Origin of the sequence: Lutimonas halocynthiae, assembly GCF_030409835.1 — a bacterium.
Classification (GTDB): Bacteria; Bacteroidota; Bacteroidia; order Flavobacteriales; family Flavobacteriaceae; genus Lutimonas; species Lutimonas halocynthiae.
The window spans coordinates 1-14,734 of sequence record NZ_JAUFQO010000016.1; the positions used below are offsets into that span (position 1 = coordinate 1).

Annotated in this window: 18 protein-coding genes, 1 tRNA gene and 1 pseudogene; 10 read left to right on the plus strand and 10 right to left on the minus strand. The window is 30.8% G+C overall.

Annotated elements, in window-relative coordinates:
- The 6 genes and pseudogenes from QWY87_RS12875 to QWY87_RS12900 all read right to left on the minus strand — a co-directional run.
- Nucleotides 1-648, minus strand: a pseudogene (locus QWY87_RS12875) (hypothetical protein); the annotation flags it as partial.
- A 15-nt stretch (nucleotides 649-663) separates the two neighbouring features.
- Nucleotides 664-1,707 carry a hypothetical protein gene (locus tag QWY87_RS12880; RefSeq protein ID WP_290291847.1) on the minus strand — a complete coding sequence of 348 codons (1,044 nt, stop codon included), beginning with the start codon at nucleotides 1,705-1,707 and terminating at the stop codon, nucleotides 664-666.
- A 4-nt stretch (nucleotides 1,708-1,711) separates the two neighbouring features.
- Nucleotides 1,712-2,290, minus strand: coding sequence for a Pvc16 family protein (locus tag QWY87_RS12885; RefSeq protein ID WP_290291848.1), 579 nt, complete (start codon nucleotides 2,288-2,290; stop codon nucleotides 1,712-1,714).
- A 4-nt stretch (nucleotides 2,291-2,294) separates the two neighbouring features.
- Nucleotides 2,295-2,615: a hypothetical protein gene (locus QWY87_RS12890; protein WP_290291849.1), complete on the minus strand. Its 321-nt coding sequence runs from the start codon at nucleotides 2,613-2,615 to the stop codon at nucleotides 2,295-2,297.
- Nucleotides 2,612-4,501, minus strand: a complete 1,890-nt coding sequence (locus QWY87_RS12895; RefSeq protein ID WP_290291851.1) for a glycosyl hydrolase family 18 protein — start codon at nucleotides 4,499-4,501, stop codon at nucleotides 2,612-2,614. The genes QWY87_RS12890 and QWY87_RS12895 overlap by 4 nt, the downstream gene beginning before the upstream one ends.
- A gap of 727 nt (nucleotides 4,502-5,228) precedes the next feature.
- Nucleotides 5,229-5,663: a helix-turn-helix domain-containing protein gene (locus tag QWY87_RS12900; RefSeq protein ID WP_290291853.1), complete on the minus strand. Its 435-nt coding sequence runs from the start codon at nucleotides 5,661-5,663 to the stop codon at nucleotides 5,229-5,231.
- Nucleotides 5,664-5,833: 170 nt separating this feature from the next.
- Here QWY87_RS12900 and QWY87_RS12905 point away from each other — a divergent pair, with 170 nt between their 5' ends.
- From QWY87_RS12905 to QWY87_RS12920, 5 genes are all read left to right on the plus strand, one after another.
- Nucleotides 5,834-6,184 (plus strand): hypothetical protein, encoded by a 351-nt coding sequence (locus QWY87_RS12905; protein ID WP_290291855.1) that lies wholly within the window; start codon nucleotides 5,834-5,836, stop codon nucleotides 6,182-6,184.
- A 60-nt stretch (nucleotides 6,185-6,244) separates the two neighbouring features.
- Nucleotides 6,245-6,439, plus strand: coding sequence for a helix-turn-helix domain-containing protein (locus QWY87_RS17870; RefSeq protein ID WP_353959171.1), 195 nt, complete (start codon nucleotides 6,245-6,247; stop codon nucleotides 6,437-6,439).
- Nucleotides 6,436-6,918, plus strand: a complete 483-nt coding sequence (locus tag QWY87_RS12910) for a hypothetical protein (protein WP_290291857.1) — start codon at nucleotides 6,436-6,438, stop codon at nucleotides 6,916-6,918. The genes QWY87_RS17870 and QWY87_RS12910 overlap by 4 nt, the downstream gene beginning before the upstream one ends.
- A gap of 83 nt (nucleotides 6,919-7,001) precedes the next feature.
- The gene (locus QWY87_RS12915) at nucleotides 7,002-7,814 is read left to right on the plus strand and encodes a hypothetical protein (protein ID WP_290291861.1); all 813 of its coding nucleotides are present in this window, start codon (nucleotides 7,002-7,004) and stop codon (nucleotides 7,812-7,814) included.
- Nucleotides 7,815-7,936: 122 nt separating this feature from the next.
- Nucleotides 7,937-8,278 carry a single-stranded DNA-binding protein gene (locus tag QWY87_RS12920; protein WP_290291863.1) on the plus strand — a complete coding sequence of 114 codons (342 nt, stop codon included), beginning with the start codon at nucleotides 7,937-7,939 and terminating at the stop codon, nucleotides 8,276-8,278.
- Nucleotides 8,279-8,716: 438 nt separating this feature from the next.
- On the opposite strand, the gene QWY87_RS12925 is transcribed toward QWY87_RS12920, so the two are convergent.
- From QWY87_RS12925 to QWY87_RS12935, 3 genes are read right to left on the minus strand one after another with little or no spacing between them, the layout of a single operon-like run.
- The gene (locus tag QWY87_RS12925) at nucleotides 8,717-9,511 is read right to left on the minus strand and encodes an ImmA/IrrE family metallo-endopeptidase (RefSeq protein WP_290291865.1); all 795 of its coding nucleotides are present in this window, start codon (nucleotides 9,509-9,511) and stop codon (nucleotides 8,717-8,719) included.
- Entirely contained in the window at nucleotides 9,498-9,836 is a 339-nt protein-coding gene (locus tag QWY87_RS12930) for a hypothetical protein (protein ID WP_290291869.1), read from the minus strand. The genes QWY87_RS12925 and QWY87_RS12930 overlap by 14 nt, the downstream gene beginning before the upstream one ends.
- A complete protein-coding gene (locus QWY87_RS12935) occupies nucleotides 9,829-10,497 on the minus strand; it encodes a sigma-70 RNA polymerase sigma factor region 4 domain-containing protein (protein WP_290291872.1) in 669 nt (222 codons plus the stop codon). The genes QWY87_RS12930 and QWY87_RS12935 overlap by 8 nt, the downstream gene beginning before the upstream one ends.
- A gap of 144 nt (nucleotides 10,498-10,641) precedes the next feature.
- On the opposite strand from QWY87_RS12935, the gene QWY87_RS12940 reads away from it, so the two are divergent.
- The 5 genes from QWY87_RS12940 to QWY87_RS12960 all read left to right on the plus strand — a co-directional run bounded on the left by QWY87_RS12940 (nucleotide 10,642) and on the right by QWY87_RS12960 (nucleotide 14,362).
- Complete coding sequence (locus QWY87_RS12940; protein ID WP_290291874.1) at nucleotides 10,642-11,259, plus strand: Cap15 family cyclic dinucleotide receptor domain-containing protein; 618 nt, start codon at nucleotides 10,642-10,644, stop codon at nucleotides 11,257-11,259.
- 14 nt (nucleotides 11,260-11,273) lie between these two features.
- Complete coding sequence (locus tag QWY87_RS12945) at nucleotides 11,274-12,275, plus strand: cyclic GMP-AMP synthase DncV-like nucleotidyltransferase (protein ID WP_290291876.1); 1,002 nt, start codon at nucleotides 11,274-11,276, stop codon at nucleotides 12,273-12,275.
- Complete coding sequence (locus QWY87_RS12950) at nucleotides 12,265-12,918, plus strand: hypothetical protein (RefSeq protein WP_290291878.1); 654 nt, start codon at nucleotides 12,265-12,267, stop codon at nucleotides 12,916-12,918. Before QWY87_RS12945 ends, QWY87_RS12950 begins: the two co-directional genes overlap by 11 nt.
- Before the next feature lie 177 nt (nucleotides 12,919-13,095).
- Nucleotides 13,096-13,422 (plus strand): type I restriction-modification system subunit M N-terminal domain-containing protein, encoded by a 327-nt coding sequence (locus QWY87_RS12955; RefSeq protein WP_290291880.1) that lies wholly within the window; start codon nucleotides 13,096-13,098, stop codon nucleotides 13,420-13,422.
- 106 nt (nucleotides 13,423-13,528) lie between these two features.
- The gene (locus QWY87_RS12960) at nucleotides 13,529-14,362 is read left to right on the plus strand and encodes a hypothetical protein (RefSeq protein WP_290291882.1); all 834 of its coding nucleotides are present in this window, start codon (nucleotides 13,529-13,531) and stop codon (nucleotides 14,360-14,362) included.
- Between the two features lie 241 nt (nucleotides 14,363-14,603).
- Here the strand turns inward: QWY87_RS12960 and QWY87_RS12965 are convergent.
- A tRNA-Arg gene (locus QWY87_RS12965) sits at nucleotides 14,604-14,675 on the minus strand.
- Nucleotides 14,676-14,734 lie beyond the last annotated feature (59 nt).

The following is a 14,734-nucleotide window of genomic DNA, read 5'->3' on the forward strand; positions in this document are numbered from 1 at the left end:
AAGTTCCGGCCACAAAGTAATATCGACAGGTCCAATTAATTTCTTATCATCCTGAATATAGTAATAAGATCCATTGGTCATATCCTTGACATCAGGCTCTTTGGGTACAATATTAACCTCGAATGATTCACCCCATTTGCTCGGATCTTTTTTAGGGCCAAACATTGTTTTGCTATTTAAATCAATAGAATATGATCCTATGGCATCATCATCCTTTTTACTCGAAAATTCGATTAGTGTTTCAACAGTGACACTAGTCAATTCTGGGGCTTTTTTAGGCCCGTATAACTTAGGTATTCTAGTGTCCAGGTAGTAATCACCTTCAGCACCCATTTCATTGATCTTTAATGCTTCAGAAACTACAAATAATTTAGCACTTTGAAAATCTATAGGAGGTGAATCCAGTCCTTTCACTCTAAATTGAATCTTAGGCCGCGATAAAGGGTTAGGATCTTCATATATTGACATAAATTCTGCAAGAGAATTAATCTTTTTAGCCTTATTGATAAGGCCTTTTCCCTTTTTATCAGTCGTTTTTTGCGTGTAACCAATAAAGGCGGGGACAGCCGTTGGCACTGGAACTACAGCATTCCCAAATGCATCCAGTTCTCGAATGTATACGCCTGGGGTTTTCATTTCATTTGACATAAGATTTGATTTAAGTTATACATATACTATTGTTGTTGAACAGAATGGATCATCATTCTTTTCGGTATTGGTTTTAAATAAATTTTCGATTCCCGGATTGGGGAGTTTTATATTCAAACTTTCCTTCCTCTGTGAAAAAGGGGCTAAGTATTTCAATTTCAATGTGGGGTTTTCTATAAGATGGTTTTGTAAGGCATAAGGACTTTTAGATTTGAAAACTTTTACCAATTGACCATTTATCAATTTTGGTTCTTTGGTTGTGACTCTTTCATAAATTTGATCACCTATTCCTTGAATTTCAACTTCTTCATCATCAATACTCCAGTTCGAGGGGAATATTATTTGGTATTCCCAATACACTTTTCTCGATTTAAAATTGATCGTATAAATTGGTGACTTTTCTTGTTCTGCGCGTATCTGTTTACTCTTAAGTTCTAAAATGCCTAGACAATTTGAAGCCAAATCAGTATCGAAATGGTAAAAACCTTGCGCGAATTGATTATCGACAAACAGCTTAAATTTACCATAGGTAAGATTCTTATAATTTACAGCGGGAATCTTGTTTTCAGGATCCTTTTTCTGTTGAACAGTGAGCCCTATTTCATTTTTTATTGCAACACTTGAAGATGAATTCATTGCTGCCTGCAAAGCATCTAAATCCAATAAATTAACTCTATAATTAGAATCATTTATCTGAAGTCCAATAGCGTTATTAGGAAATTGAAATAAGAATAATTGTCTATGATTAACTTCAGGTATATCGGTATAATTCATAAATAATTCATCCTCAACAATCAATTGAAAATACAGATTACTAAGATTCTTAATATTTTCTTTAATTATCGAATCGGATACATTAGTTGCACTTAAATCCGACACATTAGCAACTCCAAGATAAAAGGTAAATAAGTTATTGTTCTTCTGAATTAAAATATTATAGTTTTTTAATTCAATAGTAGTGCTATTCAAGGGAATCATCTCAAAATATGGACAAACTCCATTTTCAAAGTAATTATTGGTTACTTCTATGTCTAGCCATTTGTAATACTTAATATCCATGCCGTTATTCTGATCTAAATTTAGTTTCCAATCCGGTAATCATTGGTATTTCTCTTGTTACTTTATCTTCTTGTATGGTTATCATTCTCATTTTATAGACTAAAGAGGGAACATATTTGGCCCCTATTCCGCTCCATATATGACTGAGTTCAGTTAGAGGCACATTAAATATTTCCATAGTTAATTTAGTCAATGGATCTGCCATCTCTGGGTGTTTCTTCTTTGTAAAATATGGGTTTGATTGTAAAACACTTATAACAGCTGAGAGATTTTTAAATGCCTCTAAATAATTGTCAGAATTATAATTAGCGGAAATCATGAGGTAGATATTTAGATAAATAGGCGGAGTAACTTGTCCCAATGTCGACCCCGTACCTCTTTTATATACCTCATTTGGATTCATATATGTTTCATGCTCCATATTGATTACAGATATAACAATTTTATTCCCAATGTTTTCGGTGATACTTCCATCTGGATTGATTAAGCTACTGGCCATAACAGGGTTGTTCATTAAGTCATATGAATTATTCAATTGCTTATTAAGAAAAGTGGTTAAGAAAATTAATGCTTTTGCTATCATGGTATTAATTTTTAGGCTTCTTAACTAGAGTTTTTATAGATCCGATTATCGCCCGTATGAAATAAATACCTGCCGCACTCAATACATAGGTGGGTAAGAATAATTCTGTACTATGCATTAAACCGGCAATATAAGCCTTAAAACTAGGCGAGTAATTATCCAAAATCGCTTTAAATAACTCAGCTAATGGAAGGGCCAATATGGCTACGAATACAACCCATAAGAACTCTTTTGCAAGAAATTTTTTAAGGGCTGCGAAAAATTTCATCAGCTTACCCTGCTCTTTGGTCAAGGCCTCTTTTTCTGTTGCTAATATCCCACTCATGGTAAATTCTTATAATTATTAAGTAATATTTTATTGATAAAAAACAATCCAACAACACCAAAAGAGAAACCAAGTATTAACATCGTCTTTTTGGAATTGGTGTTGTTCATTAAAATTGCCATGAGACTTACCATCATAATTCCTACATAAAAAATCAAGTACTTGCCACTAAAAAAGATTATTCTAATATGTGGTTGAAATAATGAAATTATGAATCCGACACCTCCAAAGATTATTATGAATGCTAATATGAATAAAACCAAATGCTGTGAATTCTTGTAGTTCACTGTCTTTAAGAATTTTTTAAATTCAGCCCAATTATTGGTCTTGTAATTCCCTTTTTCAACCTTTGTTATTCTTTCAGAAAGGATAGTGTCTTTAGCTTTTAAATCTTTAATCGACTTGTCATATTTAGAGAATTCAGCCAATATGAAATTTGGTAAAGTATCTAAGCCTGCTTCATTTTTACCAGTAATAACTATTTCTATTGTATCGGGATATTTATATTCTGGTTTAATGGGTTTTGGTTTTAGTTTTGAAGAATCTTTTTTTACTACAATTTCTTTTAAAATATTCCAATAATTTTGATGTTCATTATTATATCCTAAGGCCCATATACCAAGGCCATTTAAAGATTCATGATCCACTAAACTCATTTTAGCCTTCATATCCTTATCAGTATCAAACCACAATTGTCTCCATTGCCTTTTATAACTAGGAGCAGAAGGAGTTATAATATAAGAATACCAAGAACTCTTACTTATAGAATCATTGCGTATTAATATGGAATCATTATGTTTTAATTCGAGCTGTTTTTCCTTTAAAAAGTTTTGAGCTGAATCTTGAGTTAGGTGTTTTATGAAGCGATATACTTTTGAACCCTTTAAGCCATTTTTTGTTTCCCACAAATTAGCATAAAATGGTAGAGCCAAAATTATTTTCTCTCGAGGCACCTCTTTTTTCTTGCAGTAAACATTGATCGATTCTGTTAAACTAAAAGGACTTTTTACATCACTTTCAAGGGGAGCTGATGGTCCTGACACCTTACTAGTTGAACTATAGTAGTCATATCCCATAATTACATATTGATCAATATAATCGTTTAGATCATCGAACAACAAATAATCATTATAATCAACAGAAGGAACCGTTAAATATAAAAGGTAGTTTTTATCCGAGGATTTAAATTTCTCTCCTAAAAGCGCAATAAAAGTATTGAAAACCTCCTTATCAGATTTTGAAACACCTTCAAAATCTATACAGACTCCATCAGCATCTGTTCTTTCTAATTCTTTTAAAATTTTATTAATCAGTCTGATTCCTGCTTCATTATTATTTAAAAACAAACTATTTCTGTCGAACCCAAAGAGTGACAAAGTAATCAATACACTCTTATCATGATTATATTTTGCGTGAGTAATTAATTTAGATAACTCAGATCCTTTTGGGCATTCCATATCACCTGAATGGGGATTTACCTTATAACCAAAATAGGCAATCGTTGTCAACATGGAATAATTTAAATACCTGTAAAGATTTTTACTCCAATGTGGATAAAAACCTAAGACTTCTTTATTTAGTATAATCTGGCTCGTATCTTTAGGTACAAAAAGATCCATTGAATCCTCGTTAATATTTACTCTAAACTCCTTTTTTCCAGAATTTCTTAAGTTCTTATGCCATCTTATATAACGTTTTGCCAGTTTTGAAGAATCGCTATGATGGAAAAATTTTTTTACTGAAAACTTTTTCTCAACTTTTTTCGTATCTTTTTCTATCGTCTTTATTGAAGTGGTTTCTTGTGAGTAAATCACACCATTAAATGGATTCAACCACAATAGGAGAAGAAAATAAATGAAAAAATTACAGGACTTCGAGGGGGTCATTCGTAAATCTATATAGGTTGATTAAAAAAAATGTTTTTCAATTCTAGAATGGAGTGACAAATGAAATTTTAATTAACTTAAAATGTGCAATAGAACATACCATTTCGAAAAAAGATCATTACATTTCCAACCCTATATAAGTTAATAATAAATAAAACTAGAATTTGGGACTCACCAAAAATACCCAGTAACCACCAATTTTTATTACCTGTAATTAAATTGTTATTTCAAATTAATTAAGGATGAATAGACAATATTCTTATCCCAAGGGGTATGTTTATTTTTCAAAGCCTAATCTGATCGCTTAAATTATATTTTTTAGAAGAATTAAAATACTAACACCAAAATCAGTTTTTTAAATAAAAAACGCAGATTTCTATATTTTTCAGATGATTTTTGAATAAAAAGTTAATTTCTCATATAATCTAAAACCAGTTATCAGAAGATTAATATCAAGAGAAACTTTTGAAAATATTGGCATAATAGATTTTCATTTCAAAATGAAGAATAAATCCTCGGGTTAAAATAAACAGTATAGAAGCTCTTATACCAGAAAATATAAAGTATTAACTAAAATAGACACATTAACCATAATGAAAATAACTGGTCATAAGACAGAGAAACAGTTTATTGACTATATTAAAATTACTCCTTCAGAATACGCTAAAAAGTTAGAGGAGTATTGGGAGACCTAAGATCTTAAAGAATCAGACTAATAAATATGATATTAACTAAACCTCTTAATTGCTCGATATACAGTTCCATATTTTATATTAATACGATATTTCGTTTGAATGTCTCTACATAATAGCTTACATGATAAATCTAAACTTCTATGGCTTCTCAAAGCTAGCCAATCTTTTATAAATTCTTCAACTTCATCATTTATCACTCTTCGAGTTCTTCTTCCGGACTTATATTTTTTAAATAACCTCTCGATACCTCCTTCCTCAAAATTAATCTGCCACCTTTTAACCGTTCTTCTGTTGACACCTAGTTTTAATCCAACAGATGTATAGGTAGATCCTTTCTTGAAATCAAGTAATAGGTATAAAAATGACCTCTTCTTATTAAATCTAATACTGTCATATTCATATTTATTTACCTCCACATCTAATTCAAATGTGTCTATATATGATTTGATTTTTTCTCCTCTTTTCAATTGATGATCTTTATTATTGGCATGTATTAAAATTAAACATATTTATTTGATTATAAGCATATTAAATAAATATATTATTATTTTACTCTACGCAACCTTGATGAAGAACTTTTACTTTAAATAATATTATGATCAATTCAAATCAATTTAGAGTAAAAATTAAAGAGATCATGGCAGAGGAATTTCTGTCATTATTAGAACAACACTCCCACATCATTTTGGAGAATTACCAATTAAATGAATCTTGTTCGGAAGAATTAGATTCTAATATTACCGGAGTTCCCTTGAAAATCTGCCTTTTAAAGCAACTTGGAATACTAAATTTACTAAAGGGAAATTTCAATAATTGTAATCAAACTAAATTCAGTTTACTTGTTTCCGTATTAATAGGTGAAAACCAAGAAGCTGTTAGAAAATGCATTAATGAACTATATAGTGGTAATGAGCATTCTAGAAATTACCCTTGTAAAACAGATTATCATGTGCCAATAATTAAGAATTTTTTACAAAAATTTGAATAAAGGGGATATCCCCAAAATCCCCTACCATAAAATTGCAGAATAATTATAAAACTAAAAAATATGCATTATCAAAAGGATTTACAAAAGGAATATTTAAACACTCAAGAATGTATGCTTCTGTTGGATATATCAAGAACGACTCTTTGGGAATTAAGACGAGAAGGGCGGATACCATTCATTCGTTTAAGAAATAAAATTCTTTATAGTCGCCAAGCAATCGAAGAAAGTCTAACAAAAATAAATTATACAAAATGAGAGATCTAAGTAATATAGTATTCCCATTCAATTACACACAGTGTGAAATTTTTGAAAAAATTGATTTTAACAAGGCTTATCATGAATCAAACATATTATTTGACCAATACAGGTTCAAATTAGTCAATGGAATTCAAAAAAATAATGAATTACATTATATGGACGAATATGAAAGTAAAAGGAAAACTATAAAGGGTCATTTAATCGAATATGAATCACTAATTCGCAATCAATTTACCCAAGTTTCGGTGCAAGTAGAACCCCATTCAACGCACGACTATAATGAATTTTACCATGACATATTGTTCCAAGAATGCATAGCGTTACAAATCTATCAAGAGAATCAAATTCTCCAATTAGATCACTTTGCAAACGAGTTGCTAATAGATTTCTTTATTAAGTTGCAATGCGGACGTGAGCTAAATTACATTAGTTACAGTAATAATAAATTACAATTCCTTTATTCCAAAGAAGAATGATCGATAATATAAAAATCAATATACTCTTTGAGGCACCTTCATCGGTGCTTCAGAGAGTTAATTCCACATTAAGAATATTTGGATTGAATTTTGACCCAGTAGTGAGAAAAGGAGTTGTAGTGAGGTATGTTTCCAAATTAGATAATCTCCATCTTACAATCAGAGAAGACCAATTAACTATTCAGAATAGTATTACAAAGTATTATCACGGAAACAACTATACAAATCTCACTTATACACAACTGCAAGAGGCCATATGTAATATTGAAAATATTTTAGGCGTTTCTATCAGAAAAGCGAAGATAATGAGCTTTGAGTATGGATGTGTTATTGAAGACAATAATATTCCATGGACATTATCCCGACTCGGCCATTATAAAGATAAGTCTCCACTCTCAATGCATGCCAATGGATTAATCTATGGCTCTTTCTACGCCAACACTACCCATAAGCTAAAGATGTATGACAAAACCTCAGAGATTAAGCGAAGGGAAGGAATCATTCTAGATAAGAATCACCTGAGAGTAGAAAAGTGTTACACTAGGTCTCACCTTAACAGTCTTAGATGCCTTAAAAGCAACCCTATTATAACATTAGATGATTTGGCTAGCTGGAAGGCATACGAAATTCTTTCCCAGGATTTGATTAACAGTTTAAGCAAAATTGAACTTAAGCCTATGTCCAAGGACCTTGAAAATTTGAGCTCCATGAACCTGAGGCGCTGGTGCTACATTCAAGACCCTTACTTTAGAAAGGTCATGCAAAAGAATCATCCTAAAGCGTTTGAATCCGACCGAAGAGAATTAAATAAATTAATCCAAGAATATCGTGAAAGTGGACACTTTATGATGATAGAAGAAGTAACACATAAACTAGCCTTTAACTTGGCTAATTGAGGCTATCGAAAAGGGAATGGTTTACTGCTTGTATGAATATAGGCAAGTAACCCCCCTTTTCAAACTTCGATTATACCTTTTAAAGAATACTGACAAAACAAACAATTATAAAAACATAAATCATGAGAAATAAAATAAACCTAATTGGTAAAATTCAAAACAAAGGAAAAGTAAAGACTTACAAAAACAATGTGAATCGTATTCACTTCAAATTAAGGATAGATGAGAGTTATAAAAATAATGATGGTGAAATGATTCCAAACTATTCATATGTACCATTAGTTGCTTGGAATGGCACAGCGAAAGTAATTGACAAATATCTTAAAAACGGAAAGGAAGTTGCAATTGAAGCTAGGTTTGATTCATCATCATTTAAAGATAAAGATGGCTCAACTCAATATGTGCTTCAAAATGTAGTAAATGACATAATCTTTTTGGAAAGTAGCAAGAAGGTAAAGAGTTAATCGGGAAAATGGTTCTATCAGCAATTCTCTTAACCTCTCTCGTTGTTTCACAGTAGTCTTACTGCAAGTACTAATGGAATAGCCAAAAACTCTTAGAGGCTAAGGATTAAAATACTCATGATATACCCTATCTGCAATGTAATAAATCCATTCTGCCGGTATAAGTTCAAAATGACTATTATTGAGATAACAATCTATAGAGTCTATGGTTAGTCATTTGATGAAGGTTTATCTTCTAAGAGACAGTGAAAATTATATAATATAAGTATCCAAAATAAACTAGTTAAGTGAAGATTGGATATGTAGTTAAAAGCGATACAAGTTATTGGTCAGTCTTCCTATGCATTAAGTGATATATTGCAACAACTTATTTATTGCATGAATCAATGAAAAAAAGTTAACTAAATAAAACACACACTCATTTGGTTAGGAAGTAGATTAATCTTCCCAAATAACACTTAACGCCATATTCCTAAACGGAATGATGTGCTCATATATATTTCTTTCTTCATCTTCATATTTATAGCATTTAAACCAATCCCCAACCGATAAATCTTCTGTTCTTTTTTCCCCTCTTCCTGTTTTAAAGTAACTCGCAGCAAGAGAATCTTCAGGTATTTTTGAATTCCCTTCAGCCAAATATTTATATGGAAAATCTTTACTTGCCCATTTCCATGCTATCTCATTATTCACGCTAAAAATTATTTGAATTGGATGATTCCCAATATCGGAAAACCTTATGGCACTTGCAGTTAGACTAACTCGATATTTTTTTGCAAGATTTTCTATAATCGCAAATTCAAATTTTCTTCCTACACAATCCTTAGAATATCTTTTTTCTGGCATTAATAAACACGAAGAAAAATAATCCGCTTCACGCTCAATTCTGTTATATTTTTGTTTATCATTAAAAGAAGGGTGAGGCTTCAATAGACCATTCATCAAGCCTATTCTATGTGAATCTATAAAATAATGTCCTAATTCATGCGCCAGCGTAAATCTTCCTCTTGTAGAATCAATATCATTACCTCTTTCTGTATTTATATGAATATAAAAACGGTTGTCATCATAAATGGTTATTCCATCAAAAGATTTTCCATAATCATCATAAAACACAAATAAATTTTCTGAATCTACAATCTTGTCTAATGGTGTTATAATTTCTTCATGCTCTAATGCAATGAACTCTGCTAAATCCTTTATATAATTTTTAGACGTATTACTTACTTCCATTCTTATGTTTACTTCTCATCTTTTGAAGAATTTCCTTTGGAATTTCATTTTCACCTTTTCTGGCAACCATTTTAAAATCATCAAAATTATCTATTTCATCCTTTTTCAATAATGAAACAACTTTTCCTTTAAAGCTAAAGTTCCCCTCAATAATTTTGTTCGTATCTATACGTGACAAGTCAATCTTATGTTCAAAATTTTCATACAACTTCTCAAAAACATCAAGCTCTGTTTCATTTCTAGGGAATAAATAGCCAGTTGAACTAAGCCAAAAGTCAAAATTGTTCTTATCCACTAATCCACTTAATTTATCTTTTTTAGCCATTTATCCTATTTAAATATGATTCAATTGCCTTATTAGCTTCCTGTTTATACTTCCTTATCGATCCTGTTGTTAATTCAAGTTCAACTTGTAATTTTTTGCTAATCGCCCTAGGAATATTTTTGTTGTTTTCTTGAACATATAACTTATAGTTTAAATAAATTATTCTATGTTTCTCAGTTAATTGTGAAAGTGCTTTCTCTACAACTTCGAGTCTTTTTCGAAGCATTCTTCTTCCATCTTCGGATGGAGATGAAATATCAATTAATTCTTGAACAGAATAAATCAAGGAGAGATCCGTGTCTTTATCAGGTTCATAACATGTTCCTTTAGATTTGTAATTAACTAGTTGAGTAAAAATAATTCTATAAAGCCATAATTTGATTCCTTTTTCAACATTTGAGGCTTTTGATTTTTTATGATCATATGTTGGGTACTTCCAAACTTTATTAAAAACACATTTAGAAATGTCTAAAGCAATGATTTCGTTATAACCCCAATTGCAACAAATTATTTCTGAATTTTTCAAAACATCTTGCTCAAACCTAAGCATAAATTCTTCAAAGGCTCTTTTTGCCTCTTCAGGGTATTCATCTTTCCAAGCAATATATTCAATTAAGTCATCAGATGTTGCTTTTTGCAACTCTTCTACTGAAACCTCCATAGGTTTATATTAATCATACCAAAAGCGTGAGTCACGCTTTAAGTAGATGGTTGAGACCTGTCCTCTAACAGGAATTTAAGACTATCAAAATACATATCATTTTGGAGGAAAAGATAGTTCAATTTAATAATAAATAAAATTTAAATGAAACAAGATTTTTTAAAATATTATAAGTCTAATTTTCTAGTTTTTTTAATAGGAATACTATTATTCATAGTTATTTCAGCTAAAAGTCACTGGAATTTATCCATTTCAATATTTAGTATAGTAACTACTTTCTTGGTGACTATTACAAACTATTTATGGAAATACAAACCATTTAAATGGTTGTTTACTTTCGATGATTTTTCCGGTCGATATGAAGGAATTTTAAGATACCAATACAAAAATGAATCCGGTGAGCTTATTACCGATGATTTAAGGCATATCAAAATCATTAAACAAAATGGAAGTGGCATATCAGTGTCTTCTTTTACATATGGATCAAATGGAACAAAATCATCTGAATCTGTTAACAAAGGAATGCATATTGAAAAAACAAAGGATGAGCAGCACCACATACTAATTTATAATTTCTTAAATGATGGGAATCAAAATAAAAGTTTCCCGCCGCACTATGGAACTGATGTGCTAAAATTCATTAAAAATGGGAATATGAAATTATTATCTGGAAGATATTTCACAGAAAGATATCCATTTCAAACCAGAGGTGAGTACATAAAACTTCAATGGGTCAGTAATAACTTAAATCACGATTTTTAAAAAATAGTAAAACTATGGCAGTATTACATAAGGAATTTATAGAATTTAATAAGAACATAAGCCTAACATCTAAGAGAAAAGAAAGTTTAAAAAATAGCCGTAAGGAGTTGCGAAAGAAAATTCGCAAATGGTTTAAAGATAACAAGCCAGATGAATTACAACCAAAATTTAATGGGCAAGGCTCATACAGCATGAATACTGTTATTAATCCTTTGCCGGTGACAGATAGTCAAGGAAAACAAAAGTTAATGTACGACTTAGACGATGGTGTTTATTTTATTAAAAAGAATGAACAAAACGATCATAGATCAATCAATACATTGCATAACTGGATTTTTGACTCAGTAGATAATCATACAGGGCAAAGTTCAATAAAAAAAAATACATGTATTAGAGTCGTTTTTGCGGATGGTCATCACATAGATTTACCAATTTATTATAAAAATGAAGAATCTATCTTGTTGGCTCATAGATCAAAAGGTTGGTTGGAGAGCGACCCAAAAGAGTTTACCGAGTGGTTCAATGGTAAAAAAACAACTCAGCTGGAGCGTATTGTTAGATATTTAAAAGCATGGAAAAATTTTAGAGAAACAAATAATAATAGCTTAAAATTACCTAGTGGTTTTGAACTTACCATTTTGGCCACTGAAAATTATTTTGAAGATGATAATGATGACAGAGCTTTTCGAGAAACAATAAGAAACATAGAATCTCAATTGACTAATACATTTGGATTTAAATGTTTACGGCCAACTACCCCAGCGGGTGAAGATCTATTCGCAAACTATTCCGATACTAGAAAAAGTAATTTCTTGAGCAGCATATCGAGTTTATTAAACGATTTGGATCGAGCGGATGAGGAGCCTAACTTTAGAAAAGCCTCTAATATATTAGTGAAAAATCAGTTTGGAAGTCGATATCCACTTGGTGAAGACAATGACAGTGACACTAAAAATAAGGAATTAATTAAGGCCTTGGGCATGGCAACCGTAACACCGAAACCCTATGGATATTAATACTGAAATTAATCAGGTTATTGAGAATTTTCCAGAACTAAATTACGATCGCAATAATAATTGCCTATGGGGAATTATTAAGGTGTCAGGATTTGATTTTTATCAGATAAAAATTGACCTTAAACCTTACCCTGAATTTTTTCCTTTGGTATATGAGTTAGATGGACGTATTCCTCGAAGAATTGAAAGACATGTATATTCTGATTCTGGTTCATGCTGTTTTACCACTAAGGCAAGATCGCAGATTTTATTAAAAACAAAGATTACAAGTATTTATCTGTTTATAAAAAATATTGTCATTCCTTATTTTCAAAATAACTCATATTATGAAATCAATATGAAATATAAAACCGATGAATATTCTCACAATGGAGAAGGGGTGATTGAAGGATATAGAGATATTCTTCAAATTCATAACGATTTAAAAATTGCGGAATTATTGTTTAATCGATACAAAGGAGGGAAACTTAAGGTTAGAGACTTATGCTATTGTGGCAGTAATATTAAACTAAAAAAATGCACCAATGGTATCCACGATATTTGCTATAGAGACTTTAAAAAAATCGATAAAAATATTTTAGGAACTGATCTTATAAACTATTTCTACCCACACCTAAAATCATTGGGTTTGGTTAATTCTTGACAAAGGTAACCGTAAAGAAATACCATCTCGATAATGTCTATTAGCTGGCGACTTTGTGGAGTAACAATTATCCTATTTAAAACGGTTATAAATGTTAATAATTTACGGAATTCCTTATCGAGATTCATGCTAACTTAGCTACTTTAGATAATTGAAAAAGATTAAATCAAATAATAAATGATTTCAAAGCAAGCATTAGGAAGTATACTGTTTGGAATGGCAGACATTCTGAGAGACAAAGTAGAAGATTACAAATCTTACATATTAACCCTGTTATTCTTTAAAAGACTTTCTGACAACTATGAATGGGAAACTGAAAACGCCATTAAGGAATTTAAAAACGAGTACGGTTCTGAACCTAATGAAAAACAGCTTAAAAAGATTTTAGAGAAAAAGCACGATTTTAAAATTCCAGATAATTGTTTTTGGACTCTATTACGTTCATACTTTCCTGAATATAAAAAAGCTGTAAAATGGTTAGACTTATATGGAAACAGTTTATGATTCTCAAATCGGTGATCAGGCACATTTGAATTATATAGAAACGAGTTGTGCTGAATTTTTTCAACTTTGATTCAATCAATATATAATATGAACCAACATATAATAAATGAACTACGAAAATAGAGTTACCGTATTTATTGACATACTCGGTTTTAAAGATATGCTTTCAAAAACCACTGATAGAAAAGGGGAAGATAACTCTGAAAAAATTGAAGAAATATTTTCAGCTTATAGGGCTATTCGTGATGTTTGGAATTTGGACGAATACAAATTCGGAAAAACCATACCCCAAAACAGCAAAGAAATAACTACTTTTTCCGATTGTCTTGTTATTTCATTTAAAACAGAGGAAAAAAGTGAAATATTTTCAACATTACTTGAGATTAAATGGATGATTATGAGACTTATTTACATGGGCATTCTTTGTAGAGGAGCAATTACTTATGGCAAGTTAATTCACACAAAGGAGGTCTTGTTTGGGCCCGCTCTTGCCGAAGCTTACATTCTAGAATCCAAAGCTGCATTATATCCAAGAGTGATATTGCATAAAGATATAATTGATTTAGCAGGAAAGGCAACAATGGAGCATCATACTTCCAAAGAGGAAAAGGAATTTGTAGAATCCTTGTTGGAAAAGGATTCAGATGGAATGTATTATATTGATTATTTTGCTAAAGCTCAGGAAGAATTGGATGATCCTCAATATGGATTCCCCGATTACATTGAAAAAATTGGTAAGAAAATACGGAAAGGCCTTATGGGATCAAGTAACGTATATAAATCTGATCTAAAAGTCAAATATCGATGGATGAAAGAACGCTACAATAAACTAATAGAAAATGTTCAACAAGAATCATTTATAAATTGGTTAAGAAATGAAGGGGAGTATGAATTGGCAGAGACATATTTGACTTTTAAAAAAATAAATCCTAATGCCTAGGTACAATTAGTGAAACTTACATTCTTTCTTTTTTATATGGAATAAAAAATTTCCTAAACAAAAAATAAATTTATAAACCCGAACTTAGTGCAATCGATCAATCATAATTGATCCAAAAGTCAAATTGAGAAATAAGTCAAATATCAAGCAAATGAAAAGGTTCAGGGGTTCGATCAGGGGTTCTTTTAAAAACAAAAAAGTTTAACAGTTAGTTTATCAAATTGTTAAGCTTATTGAGTTGTACCCTCGCTAGGAATCGAACCTAGATCTAAAGTTTAGGAAACTTTTGTTCTATCCGTTGAACTACGAGGGCATAGAAATGATGCCATATAAAGCAATTTTCGTAGACAAATATAATTGTTAATTGGAATA